The sequence below is a fragment of the Kribbella sp. NPDC006257 genome (assembly GCF_040613535.1).
GTDB lineage: Bacteria > Actinomycetota > Actinomycetes > Propionibacteriales > Kribbellaceae > Kribbella.
Window position 1 is genome coordinate 87,454 of the sequence record NZ_JBEXSJ010000020.1, and the last position, 21,245, is coordinate 108,698.

The following is a 21,245-nucleotide window of genomic DNA, read 5'->3' on the forward strand; positions in this document are numbered from 1 at the left end:
GTTCATGACGAAACCGGCTCAGCGGCACCGCAACTCGACGAATCTGACGGTCTTGACCACCCAGACGGTTCCACCGGCCTTCTCGAACGTGCTGTTCGCCGTGAAATACGGTATGGGCGTCTCCACCGGCTTCCCCGACTGATCGACGTCGATCGTCGTGTTGTCCATGCACGACCGCATGGTCGCGGTCGAGCCCTTGACCACGACGCCGGGTATGCCGACATACAGCTCACCGATCGTGTGGTGCTTCTTCGACTTGAGCTGCTCGACCGCCGCCCTGACCCCGCTGATCGCCTGCCCGGTGGCGACCTTGCTCATCGCGTCCAGATCCACCTCGAGCTTGTTGTACGCCGCCAGGCGCAGCGCCAGGTACCGCAGGAAGACGTCGGCCACAGCCTTCTGGTCCGGCGTGGTCGCCACGATCTTCCCGGCATGCACCCCGGTCGACGACGGCGGACCGGCTGACGGTGAGGTCGGACCGGTGGTGATCGGGGTTTCCGCGACGGTCGGACCGGTCGAGGGCAAAGCCGTACCGGAGCTGCTGGTCGGGTCGTCCCCGCCCGGTGTCAGGGTCGGGAGGCCGCTGGGCTTGTCCTTGCTACAGGCGGCGAGTGAGACGAGCAGCATCAGGGCAACTGCGGCGGCAGGCAGGCGACGAGCCATCGGGGCCATCCTTCACATCGACACGGGACGAGTCACGCTAGCGCCCGGACGGATCAAGGTCTGGGCGGCACACCACGTGGTTCAGAAGGTGTCGGCAGGGACGTAGACGCCCCAGACCGCGCGGAGCGCGTTGCAGACCTCGCCTACGGTGGCGCGGGCTTTGAGGGCTTCTTTCATGGGGTAGAGACAGTTGCCGGTGCCGCGGGCTGCCGCTTGCAGGTCCGCGAGCGCCTTGTCGACGGCTGCCTGGTCGCGTTCAGCACGGAGCTTGGCCAGCCGGGCGACCTGTTGCGCCTCGATCGCGGGGTCGACCCGGAGCGGCTCGTACGGCTCTTCCTCGGCGACCTTGTACTTGTTCAGCCCCACGACCACCCGTTCGGCCGAGTCGATCTGCTGCGCGATCCGGTACGCCGAACGCTCGATCTCCTGCTTCTGGAAGCCCTTCTCGATCGCCGCCACCGCGCCGCCGAACTCCTCCACCTGCTCCATCAGCTCGCGCGCGGCCGCCTCGACCTCATCGGTGAGCGACTCCACGACGTACGAGCCGGCGAACGGGTCGACGGTCGCGGTGATGTCCGTTTCGTACGCGAGCACCTGCTGGGTCCGCAGCGCGAGCCGGGCCGCTTTCTCGGTCGGGAGCGCGATCGCCTCGTCGTACGAGTTGGTGTGCAAGGACTGGGTGCCGCCGAGCACGGCCGCCAGACCCTGGATCGCAACGCGGACCAGGTTCACCTCGGGCTGCTGTGCGGTGAGCTGGACGCCGGCCGTCTGGGTGTGGAAGCGGAGCATCAGCGACTTCGGGTTCTTCGCGCCGAACTCGTCGCGCATCACCTGGGCCCAGATCCGGCGGGCCGCCCGGAACTTGGCGACCTCCTCCAGCAGCGTCGTCCGGGAGACGAAGAAGAACGAGAGCCGCGGCGCGAAGGTGTCCACGTCGAGGCCGGCCGCGACCGCCGTACGGACGTATTCGATGCCGTCGGCAAGGGTGAACGCGATCTCCTGCGCGGGCGTCGCGCCGGCCTCGGCCATGTGGTAGCCGGAGATCGAGATCGTGTTCCAGCGCGGCAGCTCGGTCTGGCAGTAGGCGAAGATGTCGCTGATCAGCCGGAGCGACTCCTTCGGCGGATAGATATAGGTGCCCCGGGCAATGTATTCCTTGAGCACGTCGTTCTGGATCGTGCCGGTCAGCTTGTCGCCGCTGACGCCCTGCTCCTCGGCGACGAGCTGGTAGAGCAGCAACAGCACCGAGCCGGGCGCGTTGATCGTCATCGAGGTGGAGACCTGGTCCAGCGGGATCCGGTCGAACAGGATCCGCATGTCGTCGATCGAGTCGATCGCCACCCCGACCTTGCCGACCTCGCCGTGCGCGATCTCGGCATCGGAGTCGTAGCCCATCTGGGTCGGCAGGTCGAACGCGACCGACAGGCCCATCGTGCCGGCGTCGATCAGCTGGTGGTAGCGCTGGTTCGACTCGGCGGCGGTGCCGAACCCGGCGTACTGGCGCATCGTCCAGGGGCGCTGGGTGTACATCGTCGGGTAGACGCCGCGGGTGAACGGGTACTCCCCCGGCGTCCCCAACTTCTCGGCTGGGTCGAAATCCGCAAGCTTGTCGGGACCGTAGACAGGCTCGAAGTCCCACCCCGACTCGGTCTGGTGGCTCATCTGCCCACCGTAGGCCCGACCACCCTTCCACTGGTATCCCGACCCGGGTGACATCCAGCACCCTGTGTGACCGGAGTCTCTCCACCCGCAAGCGCCCCGCAGCTTCCCGCCGGGCGCTCCCGCTTCCCCCGGGCGCCCCTCGCCTTCCCGCGGGGCACCCCCTCGCTTTCCTTCCTTTCCTTTTACAGGCTGCGGGCGGTGATGTCTCCGTGGGAGGTGCGGCTTCGATCGTCACGTCGCCGGCCTGCGTCTGTGTACGACGGTGCCCGTGGTCGCCTCCGCGACGTGGATGTCGAGCACGAAGTTTCAGACCAGCACGAAGTCGAGGTTTGCCGCCACCTCGGCCTGCGCCTTGTCGCTGCTCGCGAAACCGCACCGCTCCGGAGACGCCAGCGGCATCGCTGCCAACTCGGCGACGGCGAGGTGCAGCGCGTCGAGCGAGCGGATGGCATGGTCGCGGACGATCTCGGTCGCGCGGGCCTCGACCGCCGCCGGGTCCGGACGCAGCAAGGTCACCGGACCGTCGACGGCGGTGTCGTTCTCGAACACAGCCAGCAGGCCGAGGAGATCGGCCCGACCACCGCGAGCAGCGCGAGCCAGCGCACTGGTGACTTCCACCAAGGTCCAGGTGGAGGTCACCAGCGCATCCTCGCCCATGAGCAGGCCGTTGGCCTCCAGGTAGCCGTCCTCGTCGGGCAGGTAGGCGCGGACCAGCTGAGAAGAATCGACATACACGATCACGTCAGCGACCGTCCTCGAGGATCGCATCGACAACCTTGCCCAGGCCCCGCGCGGAGTCGATGGCGGCAGCACGTTCGTCCGGCGACAGCACCCGGCGGGCAGGGCGTTGCTCCCCCAGCACACCCAGCTGATGAGCTCTGGCTCGCAGCCGCCTGCGCACCGAGGCAGGGTCTTCCTCGATCAGGTGATCCAGCAGTTCGGTCGCGAGCGCGTTGACCGACTGCCCGCGCTCCTGGGCCCGCGCAGTCAACCGGGCGTGCAGATCATCAGGCACCCGAAGCAGCAGCTGTCTCATGAAGGGCATGCTATCAAGCTCGGCAACTCACTGCTATCACTTCTGCTCAGGGGCGCGCGTGCTCAGGTGTCGCGGTTGAAGGTAAGGGCTGCGGGGGGAAGGTGGTCGGCCAGGTCGCAGGTGAGGTCGGTGAGATGGTCGGCCAACTGCTGGTCGGAGAGGCGTCCGTGGGCCATCAGGCTGACCTGGGCGAGGTAGGTGTCCTCGGTGACGTCGTCGTCGGCGGGAGTGAGGAACTCGGACTGGAAGATGACGCGGACCTTGAGTGAGCGCGGGTCGTCGCGCCACCACGCGGTGAACTCGGGGGTGAGCACGAGCTTGGCGAAGTCGGGGCGTGGGGTGCCGACCGCGAAGGTCTGGTCGAAGATGTCGTCGCCGGTCAGGTACTCGTCGGTGAAGCGCGGAATCACCCGCGCCGGGGCGAGCGCCTTCGGCACCACCATGCAGACCGGCCAGACCGTGGGGAAGTCGACCTTCACCACCACCGCCCACGCCTTCTCGCCCCACAGTTCAGAGAAGTGCTCGTAGCGTTCCACCGACCGGCCGCGATGCTCCAGCTTCTGCAGGAACGCGACCGACCCGGTCGGCGACTCCCCCAACGCCGCCACTGGAATCTCACTCACCCGGGTGGTGGTCTGCCCAGCAGCCACCGTCCACGCGGTATCGAAGACGAACGGCGGAATCAGCTCCAGTACTTCCAGCGCGAACCCGGCCAGCTCGCCGAGCTCGTTGGCCGCGTCCACCTTGCCGTCGCGCCAGACCACCAGCATCGGACCGTCGAGCCGGAACGAGTACGGCCGCGGATCGTCCAGCAGGAACGCCATCAGCCGCGGATTCACCACATCGGAGGCGAACTTCTTGTCCGGGCTCACCACCCGGTACGCCGAGTTGAACCGCTCGCTCTCGAAGGAGATGTCGTCCCCACGGACGACGTCGGTCGCCTCGGTACGGCGTACGGACAACGCCGGTACGGCGATCGGCAGCTCGACGATCACCGCTGCGCAGACTCCGCTCTTCAAGCCGCTGGACCCGACCGACGAAGCCTGCGGGAGATCGGGAGCGTGGTACCAGCTGAACTGGGCGATCAGCGCCGGCCTGCCGGCGAGCGTGCCGGAGAGCAGATCCTGTACGTCGTGACTGGTCCCGCGGCTGAACGGTTCGCCGCGGAACAGGTCCAGCAACTCGTCGGTCCCGGCCGTGTAGCGCCAGCCGTTCCGCGCACCCCACCAGCTGATCCCGCGTTTGCGCCCGGCCCGTTCGGTCGCCTTCCCGCTCCAGATCCACAGGCCGACGGCGATCAGCACGATCAGCACGGCGACGATCCCCAGAGTTCGCATACCGCTAGCCAAGCACAGCCGGCTGGTCACCGGCCGGCCATCCGGCGGCCCTGGATGCGTCGCCAGGGAATCGACACCCTGTCACGAGAGCGTCGCCGAGGGTTCATGCGGGAACGGGAACCTTCGACTGTGCGCATAGTGATGGTTGCCGAGTGTTTCCTGCCGCAGATCAATGGCGTGGCGAACACAGCTCGCCACGTCGCCGACCGGCTGCTCGCCCGCGGGCATCAGCTCTTGATCATCGCGGCCGGTCCCGGTCCGGACACCTACAACGGAGTACGGGTACTACGGGCCCGCAGCTTCGGGATCCCTGGCTACAAAGAGATCCCGGTCGGGTTGCCCGATCCCGCGATCGAACGGGCGATGGCCGAGTTCAAGCCCGATCTGGTGCATCTGGCGGCGCCGTTCGCGCTCGGTGCCTACGGACTGCGCAGCGCGCGGCGGCTCGGGCTGCCGACGGTCGCGGTGTTCCAGACCGACCTGGCCGGCTTCGCGCGGCAGTACCCCTGGTTCGCCAAGGCCGATCGCGGTTGCTGGGCCTGGATCCGCCGGATCCACTCACGCTGCGACCGGACGCTGGCGCCTTCGTCGCCCACCGTGGCGCAGCTTGTCCAGGAAGGCGTCCCGCGGGTGTACCACTGGGGCCGTGGCGTGAACCTCGAGCTGTTCGACCCCGCGCACCGGATCGAGGCCTGGCGCCGGGAGATCTCGCCGGACGGCAAACCGATCGTCGGGTACGTCGGGAGGCTGGCCGCGGAGAAGAAGGTGAAGCGGCTGGCCGAGCTGAACGATCTCGACTGTCACGTGGTGGTGGTCGGTGACGGTCCGGATCGCACATCGCTGGAAGCAACGTTGCCCAACGCAACGTTCCTTGGGATGCGCCGTGGGACCGACCTGGCCTCGATCTTCGCCGGCCTGGATGTCTTCGTGCACACAGGTGAACACGAGACCTTCTGCCAGACGATCCAGGAGGCGCAGGCCTCCGGTGTCGCCGCGGTCGGACCGGCCGCCGGTGGACCGCTCGACCTGATCCGGCCTGGCGAAACTGGTCTGCTCTTCGAACCAGGCACACCAGGATCGCTGCGCGAGGCCGTCAGAACCCTGCTGGACAACCCCGAAGCCCGTACGGCGATGGCAGCGGCCGGCCGTCGCCGAGTGCAGACCCGCACCTGGCCCGCTGTTGTCGACGACCTCATCGATCGCCACTACACCGAGGTCCTCGCCGAAGCAGCCGCAGTACGGCGGGCCGCATGAGTTTGCGGATCGCCCAGCTCGCGAACTTCGTCGGTCCGACGTCCGGTGGGATGCGGACCGCGATCGAGCATCTGGGGCAGGGGTACTGCGAGGCCGGAGCCGACCGGATTCTGATCACCCCCGGCGAGCGGGACAGCGTTACCGAGACCGAGGTCGGCACGATCGTGCGGATGAAGGCGCCGAAGGTCGGCGGCGGGTACCGGCTGATCACCGATCCCTGGAAGGTGATCGAGGCGCTCGAGCGCTTCGGGCCAACCAACGTGGAGATTTCGGACAAGTCCACATTGTTGCCGGTGGCAAGGTGGGCGCGCCGCCAAGGCATCGGTTCGGTTCTGTTCAGTCATGAACGCCTCGATGCCATGTTGTCGCTCAGGACCGGGCGCCAGCTGGGCATCGCATCCGGCGTCGGTGCGCTCTACAAGCTGCTGAGTCGCACGTACGACGCGGTGGTCGTCACCTCGCGCTACGCGGCCGCCGAGTTCGACGAGGTCAGCACCCCGCTGGTCCGGATCCCGCTCGGGGTCGACCTCGACACGTTCCACCCGTCGCTCGGCACACCCGCCGACGACGGGATCCTCAAGCTCGTCCACGCGGGCCGGTTGTCCCGCGAGAAGAGCCCGCACCTGGCGGTCGCCACCGCGGCCGAGCTGCACCGACGCGGCGTACCGATGCGGCTCGAAGTTTACGGATCAGGGCCGCATCTGGACGAGCTGCTCGCGATCGCGGGCAGTGCGCCGATCCACTTCCACGGGTACGTCGACGGCCGGGTCGCGCTCGCGCGGCATCTCGCCGAGGCGGACGTGGCGCTGTCGGTCTGCCCGGGCGAGACGTTCGGCCTCGCTGTATTGGAGGCGCTGGCAGCCGGTACGCCGGTGGTGACGGCGAACACGGGTGGTGCCAGGGAGCTGGTCGACGCAAGTTGCGGCCGGTGGGCTCCGGCGAAGGCGGAGTTGCTGGCGGACGCAGTACTGGAACTCGCGCAGCAGCCAGGGCGTAGAGCCGCGGCCCGAAGCCGGGCCGAGCTCTACGACTGGGATTCCTGCGTACAACACATGCTCACCCTGCACAGGCGTCTGGCTGTAAAGCTGGCTGCCTAAGCCAGCTCTACTTTCAGGTCAGGTGATCGAAATCGCCACGAGCCCAAGCTGCATGGCGGTCGGCTGAGCGGCGTACGACGGTGCGTGCGTCTGTAGGGATGGACGCGCCGAAGTTGCCGTACAGGCGGTCGTAGTTGAAGACGTCCAGCGCCTTGGCGACCCGGTCGACGACCGCGCCTGACAACGGAATCCGGTTCGGGTAGCTGCGCATGAAACTGACCGACGCCCGGTCCGGGTTGGCGAAGATCGTGTCGCCCGCCAGGATCACTCCCTTGCCCTCGGCACCTTCTGCCCAGTGCACGACAGCGCTGCCGGGGAAGTGCCCGCCCGGCTGGATCAGCGTCACGCCCGGCAGCAGGTCGAGCGTGCCGGACCAGGTCTTGATCACCGGGTCCTGCCGAGCCACCCACTCGGCGTCCGCCTCGGACACATAGACCGGTACGCCGCCCAGCCGGTGACTCCACTCGACCTGTACGCCGTACATGTGCGGGTGGCTCGCGATGATCGCCTTCACCTCGCCGAGCACGCGGACCTGCTCGACCGCGTCGTCGTCGAGGTAGCCGATCGGGTCCCAGAGCAGGTTGCCCTCGGCCGTCCGGACCAGCATCGACTGCTGGCCGATCCCGGCGCTCGGGGCCGACGTCACGCCGTACAGGTCAGGCTCGACCTCCTTGACGTCCACCTTGTACCCGGCGGCGGACAGCTCCTCGAGCGTCGTCCAGTGCTGCCCGTCGGCGGGCACCCACTGCCGCTCGTCGGCGCAGATCGCACACACCTCGACCTGCTCGGAATGCTCCACCGCGCAGGTCTCACAAATCCAGAAACTCATCGGTAATCCCCTCTCTTCAGGTCAACGCTAAGACCGAACCAGTTCAAGAGCAGTTGAAGTCAAACCGCTACGTCGAGTTCAGGAACGGAAAGAACGCCCTCGCTTCGCTCGGGGCGGGGGAGGGTGCTGCTGGCAGGTGATCACGGAGAGTGGCTGCCGGCGCGCTCAGAGAGGGAAGTCACACGAGAGCGGTCCTGAACCGGTGCAGCGCAGCGATAGCATCAAGAACGGCCTGGTCACCTGCCGGGCCGAGCCGACTACGGCCCCTTTGCCACCCCGGTCCTGACAGCGCCATCCGGTGCCGACTGATCGCTCTGGCCGCCCCGGAGCCGCCGTGGTCCCCGGCTCTGGTCTGTCGTCCGATCGGAGGATCGGTTTGCCCAGCAAACCGCGCATCATTCCCCCCGGCACGCTCTATCGCGGCCACGAAGGCATGTGGTCGTGGGTCGCGCACCGGATCACCGGGGTCGGGATCTTCTTCTTCCTCCTGGTGCACGTCCTCGACACCGCCCTGGTCCGGGTCTCCCCGGAGGCCTACAACGAGGTGATCGGGACCTACAAGAACCCGGTCGTCGGGTTGATGGAGGTCGGCCTGGTCGGAGCGATCCTGTTCCACGCCTTCAACGGCATCCGGCTGATCCTGGTGGACTTCTGGGCCAAGGGCCCGCGCAACCAGCGCAAGTTGATGATCGGCGTCGGCGTCCTCTGGGTCGTCCTGTTCGTGCCGTTCGTCATCCGCCATCTCTCGCACGTCTTCGGAGGCTGAGCGAATGACGGAGATCGTAGAACCGCGGTCGTCGAGTCGCGGCCGGTCGCTGAAGGGCGGCGGGCGCAATCGCTCCGGACAGACCAACTTCGAGCTGTACAGCTGGTTGTTCATGCGGCTGTCCGGCCTCGCGCTGGTGGTGCTGGTGCTCGGCCACCTGTTCACCAACCTGATGCTCGGCGGCGGGATCACCGCACTGGACTTCGGGTTCGTGGCCGGCAAGTGGGCCAACCCGCTCTGGCAGGTCTGGGACCTGCTGATGCTCTGGCTGGCGATGCTGCACGGCACCAACGGGATGCGCACGATCGTCAACGACTACGCCGAGAAGGACCAGACCAGGTTCTGGCTGAAGGCCCTGCTGATCACCGCGGCGATCGTGATCGTCGTGCTCGGCACCCTGGTCATCTTCACCTTCGATCCCTGCCTGGACCCCAGCTCCACGCTGACGGTCTGCAAGTAAGGAACCCTAGATATGCAGCGGCATCAGTACGACGTGGTCATCGTCGGCGCGGGTGGAGCGGGTATGCGCGCCGCCCTGGAGTCCAGCAAGCGCACCCGGACCGCAGTACTCACCAAGCTCTACCCGACCCGGTCGCACACCGGCGCGGCCCAGGGCGGCATGTGCGCCGCGCTGGCCAACGTCGAGGAGGACAACTGGGAGTGGCACACCTTCGACACGGTCAAGGGTGGTGACTTCCTGGTCGACCAGGACGCGGCCGAGGTGATGTGCCGCGAGGCCGTCGACGCGGTGCTCGACCTGGAGAAGATGGGGCTGCCGTTCAACCGGACGGCCGAGGGCAAGATCGACCAGCGCTTCTTCGGTGGGCACACCCGCAACCACGGCGAGGCCGTCGTACGCCGGTCCTGCTTCGCCGCGGACCGTACCGGCCACATGATCCTGCAGACGCTGTACCAGCAGTGCATCAAGCAGAACGTCGAGTTCTTCAACGAGTTCTACGTGCTCGACCTGCTGATGGTCGGCGGCAAGGCGACCGGTGTGGTCGCCTACGAACTGGCCACCGGTGAGCTGCACATCTTCAGCGCCAAGTCGATCGTGTTCGCCTCCGGCGGCTTCGGCAAGGTCTTCCGGACCACCTCGAACGCGCACACCCTGACCGGTGACGGGATGGGCATCGTCTGGCGCAAGGGCCTGCCGCTGGAGGACATGGAGTTCTTCCAGTTCCACCCGACCGGCCTGGCGGGTCTCGGCGTACTGCTGTCGGAGGCCGCTCGTGGTGAGGGCGGAATCCTGCGGAACAAGGACAACGAGCGGTTCATGGAGCGCTACGCGCCGACCGTGAAGGACCTCGCGCCGCGCGACATGGTGGCCCGGGCGATGGCGAACGAAGTACGGGAAGGCCGTGGTTGTGGGCCGGACGGTGCGTACGTGATGCTCGACCTGACCCATCTGGAGCCCGCGCACATCGACGCGAAGCTGCCGGACATCACCGAGTTCGCCCGGACCTATCTGGGCGTCGAGCCCTACACCGAACAGATCCCGGTGTTCCCGACCGCGCACTACGCGATGGGCGGCATCCCGACCAACATCCAGGGCGAGGCGCTGGCCAACAACGACGACGTGATCCCCGGCCTGTACGCCGCGGGCGAGGTCGCCTGCGTCTCGGTGCACGGTGCGAACCGGCTCGGGACGAACTCGCTGCTCGACATCAACGTGTTCGGGCGGCGCGCGGGGATCGCGGCCGCGGAGTACGCCGCTACTGCTTCTTTCGAAGAGCTTCCCGCCGAGCCTGAGGCGTTTGTCGTCGAGCTGATCGAGGGGATGCGGAACGCCACCGGCGGGGAGCGGGTGGCGGCGATCCGGACCGACCTGCAGGCCACGATGGACATCAACGCGCAGGTCTACCGGACCGAGGGTTCGCTGAAGCAGGCGCTGACTGATATCGAGGGCCTGAAGCAACGATTCGCCCAGGTTTCCGTGCAGGACAAGGGGAAACGGTTCAACACCGATCTGCTCGAGGCGGTCGAGCTGGGCTTCCTGCTCGACCTCGCCGAAGTCCTGGTGGTCTCGGCGCTGGCCCGCAAGGAGTCGCGGGGCGGGCACTTCCGTGAGGACTACGACAAGCGTGACGACGTGAACTTCATGCGGCACACGATGGCCTACCGGTCGGTCGATGCCGAGGGCAACGTCAATATCCGGCTGGACTACAAGCCGGTCGTCCAGACTCGCTACAAGCCGATGGAGCGGAAGTACTGATGGACGCACACGTCAAGATCCTTCGGTACAACCCCGAGGTGCTCGACGAGGCCGAGTGGAAGACCTACACCGTTTCGCTCAACCCCGGCGACCGGGTGCTCGACGCACTGCACAAGATCAAGTGGGAGCAGGACGGCACGCTGACGTTCCGCCGGTCCTGCGCGCACGGGGTCTGCGGTTCGGATGCGATGCGGATCAACGGCCGCAACCGGCTGGCCTGCAAGACGCTGATCAAGGACCTGAACCCGGAGAAGGAGATCACCGTCGAGCCCATCAAGGGCCTGCCGGTGCTCAAGGACCTGGTCGTCGACATGGAGCCGTTCTTCGACGCGTACCGCTCGATCATGCCGTTCCTGGTCACCAGCGGGCACGAGCCGACCAGAGAGCGGATCCAGTCCCAGCACGACCGGGAACGGTTCGACGACACCACCAAGTGCATCCTCTGCGCCGCCTGCACGACGTCCTGCCCGGTGTTCTGGTCCGACGGCCAGTACTTCGGTCCGCAGGCGATCGTCGGCGCGCACCGGTTCATCTTCGACAGCCGCGACGAAGGCACCGAGCAGCGGTTGGAGATCCTGAACGACAAGGAGGGCGTCTGGCGCTGCCGGACCACCTTCAACTGCACCGAGGCCTGCCCGCGCGGTATCGAGGTCACCAAGGCCATCCAAGAGGTCAAACGAGCCCTGATCTTCCGCCGGGTCTGACTCTCCGGGCCTGTGGCCCTCCCCGGTTGTCACTATCGTGGTGACACTGGGGAGGACCGATGGCAGATCAGGAGCACAGCCGCTGGGTACTCGGTGGTGCCGGGGCGGTCGTGGTTGCCGGCATCGCAGTACTGGCCGTGCTGGTCCCGGAGGTTCGGCAGGACGAGCCGGAGCCGCCGGCGCCGACACCGACACCGACGCCGGCTGGCGGCGCCGCCGTGATCACGGCGGCGGATGCGACCCTCGAGGGCTTCGCGGCGGTGGCCGGGAACTTCTGGGCCTCGTCGTGGTCGAGCTGCACTCCCACTCCGTGCCGGTACGCCGCGCGGGTGAACATCGCGGGGTTGACCGCGGACACCCCGATCAGCGATCGCCCGGTCTCGGTCGTGCCGAACGGAGACACGACGATCGCCGTACTGGCTCCGAAGACTTCGCCACTCAGCGGCGCCGATCCGACGTGGAAGCAGTCGTTCCTCATGCAGCTTTCGGGTGACGGCCGACAGTTGCGGCCGCTGGCCTATGCGGCACCGAGTAGCACGTTCACGTCCGGCGAGATCCTTGGACAGCTCACCGGCACGGAGGAGCTGACCGTGCTGAACCCCTTCGAAGGTTCGTTGCGAACGCTGAAGGTGCCGGCTGATCTTCGCCATCCGCGGCTCCCGGTGCGCGGGGTGTCCAATTTCGACCGCTGGTGGTTGCTCGCCGATGCTCCCGGCGGTGGCGCCCAGGTCGCCTGGACGGAGAACGGCGGACGCACCTGGCAACGGCACAAGCTGGTCAGGTCGGGCGCGGCGGACGGCGCCGGTACCGTCTCGACCAGCTTCGACGGTCAGGCCGCGGTCGCCGTGATCCCGGCCGCGGACGGCTCCACCCGGACGATGGAGCGGTCGCTGGATGCCGGCCGGAGCTGGCAGCAGATCGCCGCTCCGCCGGCCCAGGTCAGCGGCGCGATGCCGTTCAGCGACGGCACCACGATCATGGTCGCCCGGCGGCCCGGCGCCCGCGGGCCGACGACGTACGTGGTCGACACCGACGGCCGGGTCGAGGCGGCCGGGGAGGCGCCCGACGTCGGCTCGCTCAGTGGCTACGGGACCTATCTCTACGGGATCGACTCCGTCTCGACCGTCGCGCTCAGCCGCGACTGGGGGATGACGTGGGATTCGTTCGAACCACGTTAGTGATGCATCTTCGCGCCCTTGAGCGCCTTGTCCACCGCGTTCTTCGGTCCGAAGAGGGCTAGGCCGACGAGGTCCAGTTCGGCTTGTTCTACTGCTCTCACGGCGGCCCGATTGTCGCGATCATTGCCGGTGGCAAAGAGATCCTGGGTGAAGACGGAGTGCGGGATCTCCCGGCTCAGCACGCGGGCGTGCGCGGTCGCCATGAACTCCTTGGAGCCCTCGAACACCAGCACGGGCTGGCGGAACATCGGCAGGTACGGCGTACCGTCGGCGTCCTCGTACGGCTCGCCGATCGTCTCGGGGTGCATGGCGGCGATCCCGCTCACCAGGAAAGCGGTGACGTTCAACCGCTGCCAAGTGGGGAGGTCGTCGCGCAGCAGTACGGCGATTTTGGTGTCGAACCTGATCGGTTCCATCTCTTCATCCACAGGCCCAAGATTGTCTGCCCGATCGGACCCACGGCTTGTACGTTCTTGGCATGATCCATTTCAGCAGTAGGGCGGGTTGGAGGTGAGGGCGGTGGCTACGCGGAGGAAGAGGTTGAAGAGGCGGTAGAGGTCGGGCATCGGTGCGTCGACGGTGACCGTGCGGTCGTCGGTGCGGGTGACTCCGGGGATGGCGGGAAGGTGGGAGGCGACCGACGCGCTCTGCCAGCGGACTGCGAGTCGGTGGGACGTTCTGTTGACGGTCGGCACCGTGTTCGAGGCGCGGAGGGCGGCCTGGGTCGTGGTCTCGATGGCGGCCCTGGCTTCGGCGACCGGGACGAGCTGCGCGGCGAAGCGGTCCTTGGCGAATTTGACCGGGACCGTCGCAATCTCTGGGTCCCAAGCAGTCATCTCGCCACAGGCTGCGTCATCGCCGGTCAGCAGCACCACCGGTACGCCGTACGCGGCAGCCGTCGTGTGGAAGAGACCGATCTCGCCGACCGGGCGATCGTCGAGCCAGATGTCCTCGATCTCGTGACCCATGAAGCTGTGGCTGAGGACGCCGAGGATCCCGGAGCGCGCGTGGAAGCCGATGCAGAGCGCGGCGTCGTACCCGGGGGTCAGGCCCTCCATCATGCCCATCGGCTTCGGACGGCCCTTGATCAGTGCCGCGCGGGGATCGAGCAGGTCGGGGAGGAGGTTCCGCATCGGGCCGTGGGCGTCGTTGACCAGTACCTCGGTGGCGCCGGCCTGGTAGGCGCCGCGGACGGCCGCGTTCACGTCCTCGGTCATCATCACCCGGCCGCGCTCGTAATCGCGGCCCGGCGGCTGGACGTCCTCCGCGTCGACCAGCCCGGTGATGCCTTCCATGTCCGCACTGATGTAGACCTTCAAGCCGGCTCCGCCTCTCCACGTTGGCTTCGAGGGTATGTTCTAGACTGAAAAGCTTGAGAGTGGGTTCAAAACTGTGAACGGCGGTGCGCAGGTCAAGGCCTGGCGACCCGGCATCAGCGGTGTCGTCGAAGTACTGCATGCCTACTTCCCGTCGCATGCGTACCCGAGCCACACCCACGACGCCTGGACCGTCCTGATCGTCGACGAAGGCGTCGTCCGTTACGACCTGGACCACCGCGAACACGGCCTGGCCCAGTCCCAGGTCTCCCTCCTGCCGCCGCACGTCCCGCACGACGGCCGCTCGGTCCACCCGTCCGGCTTCCGCAAACGGGTGCTCTACCTGGAACCTTCGCGACTCGGCCCGGGTCTGGTCGGCGCGGCGGTGGACCGTCCGGAGTACGTGGATCCCGTACTCCGGCGACGCATCCACCAACTCCACGACGTACTGGCTGACGGTCGGGAATCCTTGGAGTCGCAGAGCCGCCTCGCCCTGATCGAGGAACGTCTCCAGCAACACCTCCGCCGCCAGGTGACCGCTCCGCCCGATCCCCGCGACCCGACCGTCGCCACCCGCCTCCGCGAAGTCCTGGACGGCCACCTCCCCGAGGGGATCGGTCTGGAAGAGGCAGCGCTCCTCGTCCACGCGCACCCCACCCACCTGGTGCGAGCCTTCACCCGCGAATACGGCCTACCTCCACACCGCTACCTCACCGGCCGCCGAGTAGACCTGGCCCGCCGCTACCTCCTGGAAGGCCGCCCACCCGCCGAAGTAGCAACCCTGGCAGGCTTCTACGACCAGTCCCACCTAACCCGCCACTTCCGCCGAATGCTAGGCGTCACCCCAGGCCAGTTCGTCAGACCTTGACCTTCTTGTCCGCCCTGAGCGCCCGATAACCCCAGGTCCCCAGCACAGCTGCGATCACCAGGTTCACGATGATCAACACGGTATGCGCCACGTAGTACCCGGTCGGGCGCCCTTCGGTACCGGCCAGGTTCTTGATGAACGTCACATAGGTGACAACGTTCCAGACCGCAATGCCGATGAGCACGAGTGCGTGCTTGCGTTCGAGTTTCACCCCGCCAGGCTACGCAACTGATCGGTGGCCCGTGTCGGTCAGATACTGACCAGCCGTGCGCCGGCATCCGATTCGATGACTGTGCCGGTGAGGTTCGGGTTGGTTGCGGCCAGGACGACGGCTTCGGCGATGTGGGATGCCGTCGCGATCTGCCCGGCCGGTAGCACGCTGGCGGCATGGTCGAAGTAGGCGACCCGATCGGCTTCGGGCATGCCTTCCCACCAAGGGGTATCGACGAGGCCTGGTGAGACCGCGTTGACCCGGCGCGGCGCGAGCTCCACCGCCAAGGGTTTGACGAGCGCTTCGACCGCGGCGTTGAGGGCACCGATCCCCGCCGTACCGGCCATCCCTGCGCGGGCCGTGATGGCGCCGACGAGCGTGACCGATGCCTGGGGCGCCAAGAAGGGCAGGACAGCCTGAATCGTCGTCACGTGCGCCCAGAACTTGGCGTCGAAGGCTCGCCGCAGCATCGTCAGATCCAGGTCAGCGAATGCGCCGACGCCTTCCGAGCCGCTGACAGTCACCACGAGGACCTCCACCCGACCGAGCGTCGAGGCCAGTGCGGTGATCGCCGCCTTGTCGCCTGCATCTGCCTGATGGGTCACCAGCCCTGGCACCTCGCCGGCCGCCTTGGACAGTCTCTCGGCTGCCCTGCCGACGATGTGCACCGTGTAGTTCCGGGCGGCCAACTGCCGCGCCGTTTCCAGTCCGATTCCGGAGGACCCACCGACGACCAGCGCCGTCTTGCCATCAACTGCATTCATCACGAGCTCCAATTCAATACGAGACGGTTCGTAATGTTTAGAGTATGCTGCTGATCATGGAAAGGCAAAGGGCTACCCGGGGCCGGGCGCGCAGTGAGGTCAGCCGGCAGGCGGTCCTCGCGGCCGCGATTCAGATCATCGGAACCGACGGGTACGCCGCGTTGTCGATCGAGCGGATCGCCCGGGAATCCGGGGTCGGCAAGCAGACGGTCTACCGCTGGTGGCCGACCAAGGCTGATGTCGTCATGGAGGCGCTGCTGCACAAGGTGGAGGTGAACATCCCGATCCCCGATACCGGCGCCCTGGAGTCCGACCTGCGCCAGTTCCTGACGACATCTCTGCGGTGGGGGCGGATGCCGCAGGTGGTGGAGCTGCTCCGCGCCCTGGCGGCCGAGGCCCAGCTGAACTCGGCCTTCGCCGAGCGCTTCCGCGCCACCTTCGTCGACCACCGACGCGCGGCCCTCACGACAATCCTCACCCGCAACGACGACCGCAACCCCACGCCCGTCCGGACCAGCACCTTGGTGGACGTAGTCTTCGGCGTCATCTGGTACCGCTTGCTGATCCTCCCCACCGAGTTCGACGACACCCTCGTCACCGAACTCACCACCCTCCTCACCCAACCAACCGCCCGATGACGACACCGCTCACGGATCGAACGATCCTGATCACCGGTGCCACCGTGCCCACGGGTCTCGCGGACATCCCCGCCGCAGGCTAGTCGTCTCTCCAGGCCAATTCGTCAGACCCTGACTGTCATTCCGCCTTGTAGGCCTGGCATCCCCACCTACCCAAGAGCACCGCGATCAACAGATTCACAATGATCAACACGGCATGCGCCACGTAGTACCCGCTAGTGTCCTGAGTCGGAAGTTCGCGCCTCAGCTCCAGGTGCGTGCATCGCGGTGCTGGAGAAGCGTCCTCGACGCGGAGCATCGTGGATGCTTCGCCAGTGCCGCGAGGTGCGTGCCTGGGCGCCGGAGATGTGCGCGAACTTCCGACTCAGGACACTAGGCCGCCCCTCGGTATCTACGCAGGCTGAACTTCACGCCGGCCGCGACTCCTGGTCGGTCAGCAGAAACCCCTCGAGCTCGAACGCCTCCGCATGTTCGCGCTCTGTCAACACAAACTTCCCGCCCACCGCGTCTGCCTGCCACCCATGCCCGAGCGCATACTCCACAACCGCGCGCACATCCTCCCTCGTCGGATACGCACCATCCATCGCGCACGCACCCCACGGCCCCGACGGCGTCCTCGACAACAGGTCCGCCTCCAACACCCGCCCGTTCTTCCCAGCCCCCCAAACCCGCACCCGAATCCCCCGAAAACAGTCCCCTTCCCCCGGAACACATCGAATCTCAGCACTCCACACCCACGTCCGCCCCACCGCAAACAGATGCCGCAACCTCTTCCTCACCCCTCCCCCTCCCCTCACATCCCTCTCCCGCAAGGGCTTCCCCACCCACCACGCTACCGACGGCCCACCTCCATCGCGACCGACTTTGTTCGCCAAGCGGTGCACCCGGCTGCCCCCGCAATCGTTCGCGCCGCTTCCAGCTAGTCGAGAACGTGGTCCGACCGATCCCGACGCGGCGCCGCACGCCGGAGGGCACCGCACGCCCGACCACAGCGCACCGCCTACGGTCAACGACACTCTTCGGCGACGGTTGAGCGGTGGAACTGTCTCGAGCTGAGGCCGGCGCTCTAGCGTGTACGCATGACCCGATGGCTGTGGCCCGCGAACCAGATCGGCGCTCTTGTCACAGCCGCAACGACGATCGCTCAGCCGATCCTCATCGAATCCGTCCCGGCCGGTCCCGACGACGACCCTCACGGCTACATCCTCATCTTCAGCATCGGGCTTGCTCTCGGCGTGCTGACGATCGTGATCGTCGCCTCGGCTCTCCTTGCTCAACGCAACAAAGCAGGGATGGGCACCAGCCTCGGGGCGGCAGCGTGCTGAGCAGGGCTCGCCTACCTCAGTGAGGGCCTCCTGCCCAACTCAGCAATACCAGCGATCATCGCCATCGAGCTCCTCCCCGCTGGCCTAGCAATCCTCGGCCTGTACGCCGCCCCACCACCCCACCGAAGCCAGTCCTCACCAGCCCGCCGTACCCCCCTCCCAGCTAACCCGCCGCCACGCAACCAGGGAACTTGACAACCGCCCGACGTTGACGACCGGTGGGACGCACAGCCATCGGCGCGTCAGGCGGATCCGGTACGTGCGCCTGTGCGGCCGCGATCGTCGTTCTGTACAAGGAGAATGCGGTCGCCCGAACGGCGAGGATTCCGAGATCAGCGAAACCGGTCGCACCCCACATAATCGGAATTGCCACCTGCATCCGCCGCCGCACGGCACGCAAACCAACTGAGCCGGGCGCACCCGAGTTGCCTGAGGTAGCCGGACAGGTCCGGACCTCCGTGGCAGCCCTCAATATGCCGCGCCCGGCCGGATGTGGCGGGTAACCAGGAGCGATGGAAGTCGCGGGTGTACGTCGCGTCGTCGGTCAGGTTGTCGCTCGCGTTGTCGCGCGTTGCCGGTCGGGTTGTCGTTCGCGTTGCCGTTCGCGTTGCCGTCCGCGTTGCCGGTCGGGTTGTCGGTCGGGTTGTCGTTCGCGTTGCCGGACGCGGTCATGGTGTCGGCCACGGTGTCGGCCACGGTCGCGGGTATCCGTGAACCCGATCTCTGCGGACGTCGAGAGGCGCCGTCGGCGGTCGCTTCAGGTCGGCGCTGACGATCGCCTCGATCAGCGTTGACCCCATGGGACCCCGAAGCAGGCTGGGCACCGGACCCGAAGGGGGGCGGGCGTGGTTAGCCGGTGTCTTGGGTTTCGAGGCCCCAGGGGTCGAAGTCGGCAGGCTTGTGTGTTGCCAGTGGGGGTGGATCGCCGACCATCGGGAAGGCGCGGACCGGGCGGAGGGTCTGTTCTGGTGGTCCTTCGCCCCAGAACGGGTCGTTGCCAACTCCGAAGGCAGCCTGCGTGGTGTCTGCGCGCGTGGTTTCGCCTTGTAGAGCAGGTGATCCGTCGCCGGCGTGGGAGGCGGCCGGAGATGTGCCGCTGGCTGCGGGCGTGGTGGCCCAGGCAGGCCGGGAAGTAGACCCGCCCGACAAAGAGGTGCTGACGCCGCCGGACCCGGCGATGGTGGACCCGTCGGACCCGGCTCCTGTGGATCGGTTGGAGTCGACGGCAGTAGCTGCGCTGGTGCTGGCGATGTTGCTACTGCCGGCGCGGGACCTGGTGGACCCGCTGGCGCGGGAACTGTCAGCTGTGCCGGTGGCAGGCGTGGTAGGCCCGGTAGCGCGGGAACTGGCGGCTACACCGGTGCTCGACGTGCTGGTGCCGGTGCCGGGCGTGCTGGTACCGGTGCTCGACGTGCTGGTGCCGGTGCTCGACGTGTTGGTGCCGGTGCCTGGCGTCGTGCTGGTGCCGGTGTGGGAGGTGGCGGCTGCGCCGGTGCGGGGTGTGGTGAACCAGGCCCTGCGGCCGGTGGTGCGGGGTGGGTCGGCCCAGGACGGTCTGGTGACGTGGACTTTGCCCTTGGTGATGGTGATTGTGTAGTGGCCGTGGTGAACGGCGGTGTGGTGAACACTGCACAGGAACACGAGGTTTTCGACCGACGTCGGGCCGCCGTCGATCCAGTGGATGATGTGGTGGGCGTGGGAGTACCGGGGTGGCATGCCGCAGACGACGCAGCCTTTGTCGCGGCGGGCCAGGACACGCCACATGGCTTTGGTGACGTAGCGCTGGCCGCGGCCGACGTCGAGGGGTTCGGATTCGGAGCCGAGGACGACGGGGATGACTTCGGCGTCGCAGGCCAGCCGGCGCACCGCGGCGGCGGACAGGCGGTCACCGAAGTGGAGGTCGCCGGTGGCGTCACGGCCTTTGTTCTTCAACTCGTCGTAGTCGATGGTGATGGTGATGTGGGGCTTGATCCCGCCGTGGCCGGGGAGCTCACCCGCCGCCGCAGCGATCGCCAAGGTGTCGGACAGGGCGTCGGCTTGGCGCTTCTCGAGGGTGCGGGGGTCGCGTTCACCGTCGAGGGTCGGGCGGGGCTTCGCGGCGGCCTCGATCGACGTCTTGAACAGTGCAGCATTCTCCGCCGCCAAGAACCCGGAGAACTTCACGCCATGATCCGCGTTCGTGATCCGCAACGCTTCACGCTGCCGGGCGGCGTCCTCGGCCGGCTCCGGGCCATCGGTGTCCAGGACGTCACGGACTCGTTTGCCGAGTTTCTTCAAGTCCCACGGGGACAGGTTCCGGGCCGCTTTCACCATCTGGTCCTCGGCGGCCTGCAGGTCCTCGACAGGCACCATCGCCGCGGCCGGGACCGCCTCCAACGCAGCCACGATCGCTTCGGCCTGACTCGGGTGCAGCAACACCGGCAACTCATCACCAGACAAGCCGTCAGCCGCCACGGGGTCATCCGACAGGACGCCATCAGACACGGCATCACCGGACAAGGCATCGGCCGACAAGGCATCACCGGACACGGCATCACCGGGCACAACGTCATCGGGCACGGCGTCATCGGAGAGGATGTCCGTGGCCTGGACGTCGGCGGAAGGGTCGGCGTACTGGATGGCGGGGTCGGGGCCGGGTGGGGCGTAGACGTCGGGCAGGGCGGCCGACACGGCCGGGTACTTGGGCAGCGCCAACGCCAGTTTGAGGTCGCGTTGGGTTTCGGGTGGATTGAGGCGGTGTCTCGACGCGACGAACCCGGCGGTGGATTGGCCGCTGATTTCCTTGGTGTGACCCGTTTCGTCCAGACGAGCCAGGACTTCCAGGCGGTAGGTCTGCAGGACCGACATCTCGGCGTGCAACGCGTCGAGAGTGGCGAGCGCTTCCTCGCCACTCAACATATACGCCGGACGCGGCGCCTCCAAGAGGTCCATGCCGACAACACTAGACCCCGCCACCGACAGTTTTCCAATGAGAATTCCCTTATCTTTAAGGGGATTGACGTGCATCAAGATCCAGCCAAGTTGTCCACAGCAACGTGCAGCTTGTGGATGAAGCCAGGCACTTGGTGTACCGATGTTGTATGGTCCTGGGCGCGCATGACGAACCTTGGGAAGCGGGTCGACTGGTCCGCGATTCCAGCCCGCCGCAGTACAGACCGAAGACTGTTCTGGATGCTCTGCGGGCGTGTTGGCACCGACGCTCTCGGACTGCGCCGGTCGCCACTGTCGAGCGTTTGAGTCAATGTCACGGATTGTGTTCGAGCTCTGGACGCCGTCGGGATGACCGCCGTACCGTCGGTCCGGTTGGGGGGAACCACCATGAGGGATTGTCATTCCTGTGGCGCGGCCAACCGGGCAAGCGCCACCTACTGCGGCACGTGCG

The 21,245-nt window shown here is 67.1% G+C and carries 23 protein-coding genes; 10 read left to right on the forward strand and 13 right to left on the reverse strand.

Annotation, left to right across the window (positions count from 1 at the left end):
• Positions 1 to 18 precede the first annotated feature (18 nt).
• The 5 genes from ABZ004_RS23900 to ABZ004_RS23920 form a co-directional block, all read right to left on the reverse strand.
• Positions 19 to 663 carry a hypothetical protein gene (locus ABZ004_RS23900; protein WP_355682878.1) on the reverse strand — a complete coding sequence of 215 codons (645 nt, stop codon included), beginning with the start codon at positions 661 to 663 and terminating at the stop codon, positions 19 to 21.
• 81 nt (positions 664 to 744) lie between these two features.
• Entirely contained in the window at positions 745 to 2,325 is a 1,581-nt protein-coding gene (locus tag ABZ004_RS23905; RefSeq protein ID WP_355682880.1) for a methylmalonyl-CoA mutase family protein, read from the reverse strand.
• 306 nt (positions 2,326 to 2,631) lie between these two features.
• Positions 2,632 to 3,093 (reverse strand): type II toxin-antitoxin system VapC family toxin, encoded by a 462-nt coding sequence (locus ABZ004_RS23910; protein WP_355682882.1) that lies wholly within the window; start codon positions 3,091 to 3,093, stop codon positions 2,632 to 2,634.
• A complete protein-coding gene (locus ABZ004_RS23915; protein ID WP_355682884.1) occupies positions 3,068 to 3,361 on the reverse strand; it encodes a toxin-antitoxin system HicB family antitoxin in 294 nt (97 codons plus the stop codon). Before ABZ004_RS23915 ends, ABZ004_RS23910 begins: the two co-directional genes overlap by 26 nt.
• Positions 3,362 to 3,423: 62 nt before the next feature.
• A complete protein-coding gene (locus ABZ004_RS23920; protein ID WP_355682886.1) occupies positions 3,424 to 4,698 on the reverse strand; it encodes a hypothetical protein in 1,275 nt (424 codons plus the stop codon).
• Between the two features lie 129 nt (positions 4,699 to 4,827).
• Between ABZ004_RS23920 and ABZ004_RS23925 the strand changes: the two genes are divergently transcribed.
• Positions 4,828 to 5,952 carry a glycosyltransferase family 1 protein gene (locus ABZ004_RS23925; RefSeq protein ID WP_355682888.1) on the forward strand — a complete coding sequence of 375 codons (1,125 nt, stop codon included), beginning with the start codon at positions 4,828 to 4,830 and terminating at the stop codon, positions 5,950 to 5,952.
• Positions 5,949 to 7,049 (forward strand): glycosyltransferase, encoded by a 1,101-nt coding sequence (locus ABZ004_RS23930; protein WP_355682890.1) that lies wholly within the window; start codon positions 5,949 to 5,951, stop codon positions 7,047 to 7,049. The genes ABZ004_RS23925 and ABZ004_RS23930 overlap by 4 nt, the downstream gene beginning before the upstream one ends.
• A gap of 13 nt (positions 7,050 to 7,062) precedes the next feature.
• On the opposite strand, the gene ABZ004_RS23935 is transcribed toward ABZ004_RS23930, so the two are convergent.
• On the reverse strand, positions 7,063 to 7,878 hold the full coding sequence (locus ABZ004_RS23935) for an MBL fold metallo-hydrolase (protein WP_355682892.1): 816 nt from the start codon (positions 7,876 to 7,878) through the stop codon (positions 7,063 to 7,065).
• Between the two features lie 376 nt (positions 7,879 to 8,254).
• Here ABZ004_RS23935 and sdhC point away from each other — a divergent pair, with 376 nt between their 5' ends.
• From sdhC to ABZ004_RS23960, 5 genes are read left to right on the forward strand one after another with little or no spacing between them, the layout of a single operon-like run.
• Positions 8,255 to 8,644: a succinate dehydrogenase, cytochrome b556 subunit gene (gene sdhC / locus ABZ004_RS23940; protein ID WP_355682893.1), complete on the forward strand. Its 390-nt coding sequence runs from the start codon at positions 8,255 to 8,257 to the stop codon at positions 8,642 to 8,644.
• Positions 8,645 to 8,648: 4 nt separating this feature from the next.
• Positions 8,649 to 9,104, forward strand: coding sequence for a succinate dehydrogenase hydrophobic membrane anchor subunit (locus ABZ004_RS23945; protein WP_355682895.1), 456 nt, complete (start codon positions 8,649 to 8,651; stop codon positions 9,102 to 9,104).
• Between the two features lie 12 nt (positions 9,105 to 9,116).
• On the forward strand, positions 9,117 to 10,859 hold the full coding sequence (gene sdhA / locus ABZ004_RS23950) for a succinate dehydrogenase flavoprotein subunit (protein ID WP_355682897.1): 1,743 nt from the start codon (positions 9,117 to 9,119) through the stop codon (positions 10,857 to 10,859).
• On the forward strand, positions 10,859 to 11,563 hold the full coding sequence (locus ABZ004_RS23955; RefSeq protein ID WP_355682899.1) for a succinate dehydrogenase iron-sulfur subunit: 705 nt from the start codon (positions 10,859 to 10,861) through the stop codon (positions 11,561 to 11,563). Before sdhA ends, ABZ004_RS23955 begins: the two co-directional genes overlap by 1 nt.
• 59 nt (positions 11,564 to 11,622) lie before the next feature.
• Positions 11,623 to 12,741: a hypothetical protein gene (locus ABZ004_RS23960; protein ID WP_355682901.1), complete on the forward strand. Its 1,119-nt coding sequence runs from the start codon at positions 11,623 to 11,625 to the stop codon at positions 12,739 to 12,741.
• On the opposite strand, the gene ABZ004_RS23965 is transcribed toward ABZ004_RS23960, so the two are convergent.
• The gene (locus ABZ004_RS23965; protein ID WP_355682902.1) at positions 12,738 to 13,157 is read right to left on the reverse strand and encodes a DUF2000 domain-containing protein; all 420 of its coding nucleotides are present in this window, start codon (positions 13,155 to 13,157) and stop codon (positions 12,738 to 12,740) included. The genes ABZ004_RS23960 and ABZ004_RS23965 overlap by 4 nt on opposite strands.
• Before the next feature lie 72 nt (positions 13,158 to 13,229).
• Positions 13,230 to 14,060 carry a M55 family metallopeptidase gene (locus ABZ004_RS23970; protein ID WP_355682904.1) on the reverse strand — a complete coding sequence of 277 codons (831 nt, stop codon included), beginning with the start codon at positions 14,058 to 14,060 and terminating at the stop codon, positions 13,230 to 13,232.
• 73 nt (positions 14,061 to 14,133) lie between these two features.
• On the opposite strand from ABZ004_RS23970, the gene ABZ004_RS23975 reads away from it, so the two are divergent.
• Positions 14,134 to 14,925, forward strand: coding sequence for an AraC family transcriptional regulator (locus tag ABZ004_RS23975; RefSeq protein ID WP_355682906.1), 792 nt, complete (start codon positions 14,134 to 14,136; stop codon positions 14,923 to 14,925).
• Here the strand turns inward: ABZ004_RS23975 and ABZ004_RS23980 are convergent.
• Entirely contained in the window at positions 14,915 to 15,136 is a 222-nt protein-coding gene (locus ABZ004_RS23980) for a hypothetical protein (protein ID WP_355682908.1), read from the reverse strand. The two genes, ABZ004_RS23975 and ABZ004_RS23980, sit on opposite strands and share 11 nt — an antisense overlap.
• Positions 15,137 to 15,174: 38 nt before the next feature.
• Entirely contained in the window at positions 15,175 to 15,900 is a 726-nt protein-coding gene (locus ABZ004_RS23985) for an SDR family oxidoreductase (RefSeq protein WP_355682910.1), read from the reverse strand.
• Positions 15,901 to 15,956: 56 nt separating this feature from the next.
• Here ABZ004_RS23985 and ABZ004_RS23990 point away from each other — a divergent pair, with 56 nt between their 5' ends.
• Positions 15,957 to 16,538, forward strand: coding sequence for a TetR/AcrR family transcriptional regulator (locus tag ABZ004_RS23990; protein ID WP_355682911.1), 582 nt, complete (start codon positions 15,957 to 15,959; stop codon positions 16,536 to 16,538).
• A gap of 407 nt (positions 16,539 to 16,945) precedes the next feature.
• Here the strand turns inward: ABZ004_RS23990 and ABZ004_RS23995 are convergent, their stop codons facing one another.
• A complete protein-coding gene (locus tag ABZ004_RS23995; protein WP_355682912.1) occupies positions 16,946 to 17,122 on the reverse strand; it encodes a hypothetical protein in 177 nt (58 codons plus the stop codon).
• 495 nt (positions 17,123 to 17,617) lie between these two features.
• On the opposite strand from ABZ004_RS23995, the gene ABZ004_RS24000 reads away from it, so the two are divergent.
• Positions 17,618 to 17,863: a hypothetical protein gene (locus ABZ004_RS24000; RefSeq protein WP_355682913.1), complete on the forward strand. Its 246-nt coding sequence runs from the start codon at positions 17,618 to 17,620 to the stop codon at positions 17,861 to 17,863.
• A 468-nt stretch (positions 17,864 to 18,331) separates the two neighbouring features.
• Here the strand turns inward: ABZ004_RS24000 and ABZ004_RS24005 are convergent, their stop codons facing one another.
• A complete protein-coding gene (locus ABZ004_RS24005) occupies positions 18,332 to 18,559 on the reverse strand; it encodes a hypothetical protein (protein WP_355682915.1) in 228 nt (75 codons plus the stop codon).
• A gap of 153 nt (positions 18,560 to 18,712) precedes the next feature.
• Positions 18,713 to 20,794: a DUF222 domain-containing protein gene (locus ABZ004_RS24010; protein ID WP_355682917.1), complete on the reverse strand. Its 2,082-nt coding sequence runs from the start codon at positions 20,792 to 20,794 to the stop codon at positions 18,713 to 18,715.
• Positions 20,795 to 21,245: the final 451 nt, after the last annotated feature.

Bases quoted from the DNA above. Each gene is read 5' to 3' on its own strand.
- ABZ004_RS23930 (WP_355682890.1), top strand. From the start codon at position 5,949: ATGAGTTTGCGGATCGCCCAGCTCGCGAACTTCGTCGGTCCGACGTCC.
- ABZ004_RS23900 (WP_355682878.1), bottom strand. From the start codon at position 663: ATGGCTCGTCGCCTGCCTGCCGCCGCAGTTGCCCTGATGCTGCTCGTC.
- ABZ004_RS23985 (WP_355682910.1), bottom strand. From the start codon at position 15,900: ATGAATGCAGTTGATGGCAAGACGGCGCTGGTCGTCGGTGGGTCCTCC.
- ABZ004_RS23955 (WP_355682899.1), top strand. From the start codon at position 10,859: ATGGACGCACACGTCAAGATCCTTCGGTACAACCCCGAGGTGCTCGAC.
- ABZ004_RS24010 (WP_355682917.1), bottom strand. From the start codon at position 20,794: ATGGACCTCTTGGAGGCGCCGCGTCCGGCGTATATGTTGAGTGGCGAG.
- ABZ004_RS23995 (WP_355682912.1), bottom strand. From the start codon at position 17,122: ATGGATGGTGCGTATCCGACGAGGGAGGATGTGCGCGCGGTTGTGGAG.
- ABZ004_RS23910 (WP_355682882.1), bottom strand. From the start codon at position 3,093: ATGCGATCCTCGAGGACGGTCGCTGACGTGATCGTGTATGTCGATTCT.
- ABZ004_RS23920 (WP_355682886.1), bottom strand. From the start codon at position 4,698: ATGCGAACTCTGGGGATCGTCGCCGTGCTGATCGTGCTGATCGCCGTC.
- ABZ004_RS23905 (WP_355682880.1), bottom strand. From the start codon at position 2,325: ATGAGCCACCAGACCGAGTCGGGGTGGGACTTCGAGCCTGTCTACGGT.
- sdhA (WP_355682897.1), top strand. From the start codon at position 9,117: ATGCAGCGGCATCAGTACGACGTGGTCATCGTCGGCGCGGGTGGAGCG.
- ABZ004_RS24000 (WP_355682913.1), top strand. From the start codon at position 17,618: ATGACCCGATGGCTGTGGCCCGCGAACCAGATCGGCGCTCTTGTCACA.
- ABZ004_RS23965 (WP_355682902.1), bottom strand. From the start codon at position 13,157: ATGGAACCGATCAGGTTCGACACCAAAATCGCCGTACTGCTGCGCGAC.
- ABZ004_RS23935 (WP_355682892.1), bottom strand. From the start codon at position 7,878: ATGAGTTTCTGGATTTGTGAGACCTGCGCGGTGGAGCATTCCGAGCAG.
- ABZ004_RS23960 (WP_355682901.1), top strand. From the start codon at position 11,623: ATGGCAGATCAGGAGCACAGCCGCTGGGTACTCGGTGGTGCCGGGGCG.
- ABZ004_RS23945 (WP_355682895.1), top strand. From the start codon at position 8,649: ATGACGGAGATCGTAGAACCGCGGTCGTCGAGTCGCGGCCGGTCGCTG.
- ABZ004_RS23915 (WP_355682884.1), bottom strand. From the start codon at position 3,361: ATGAGACAGCTGCTGCTTCGGGTGCCTGATGATCTGCACGCCCGGTTG.
- ABZ004_RS23990 (WP_355682911.1), top strand. From the start codon at position 15,957: ATGGAAAGGCAAAGGGCTACCCGGGGCCGGGCGCGCAGTGAGGTCAGC.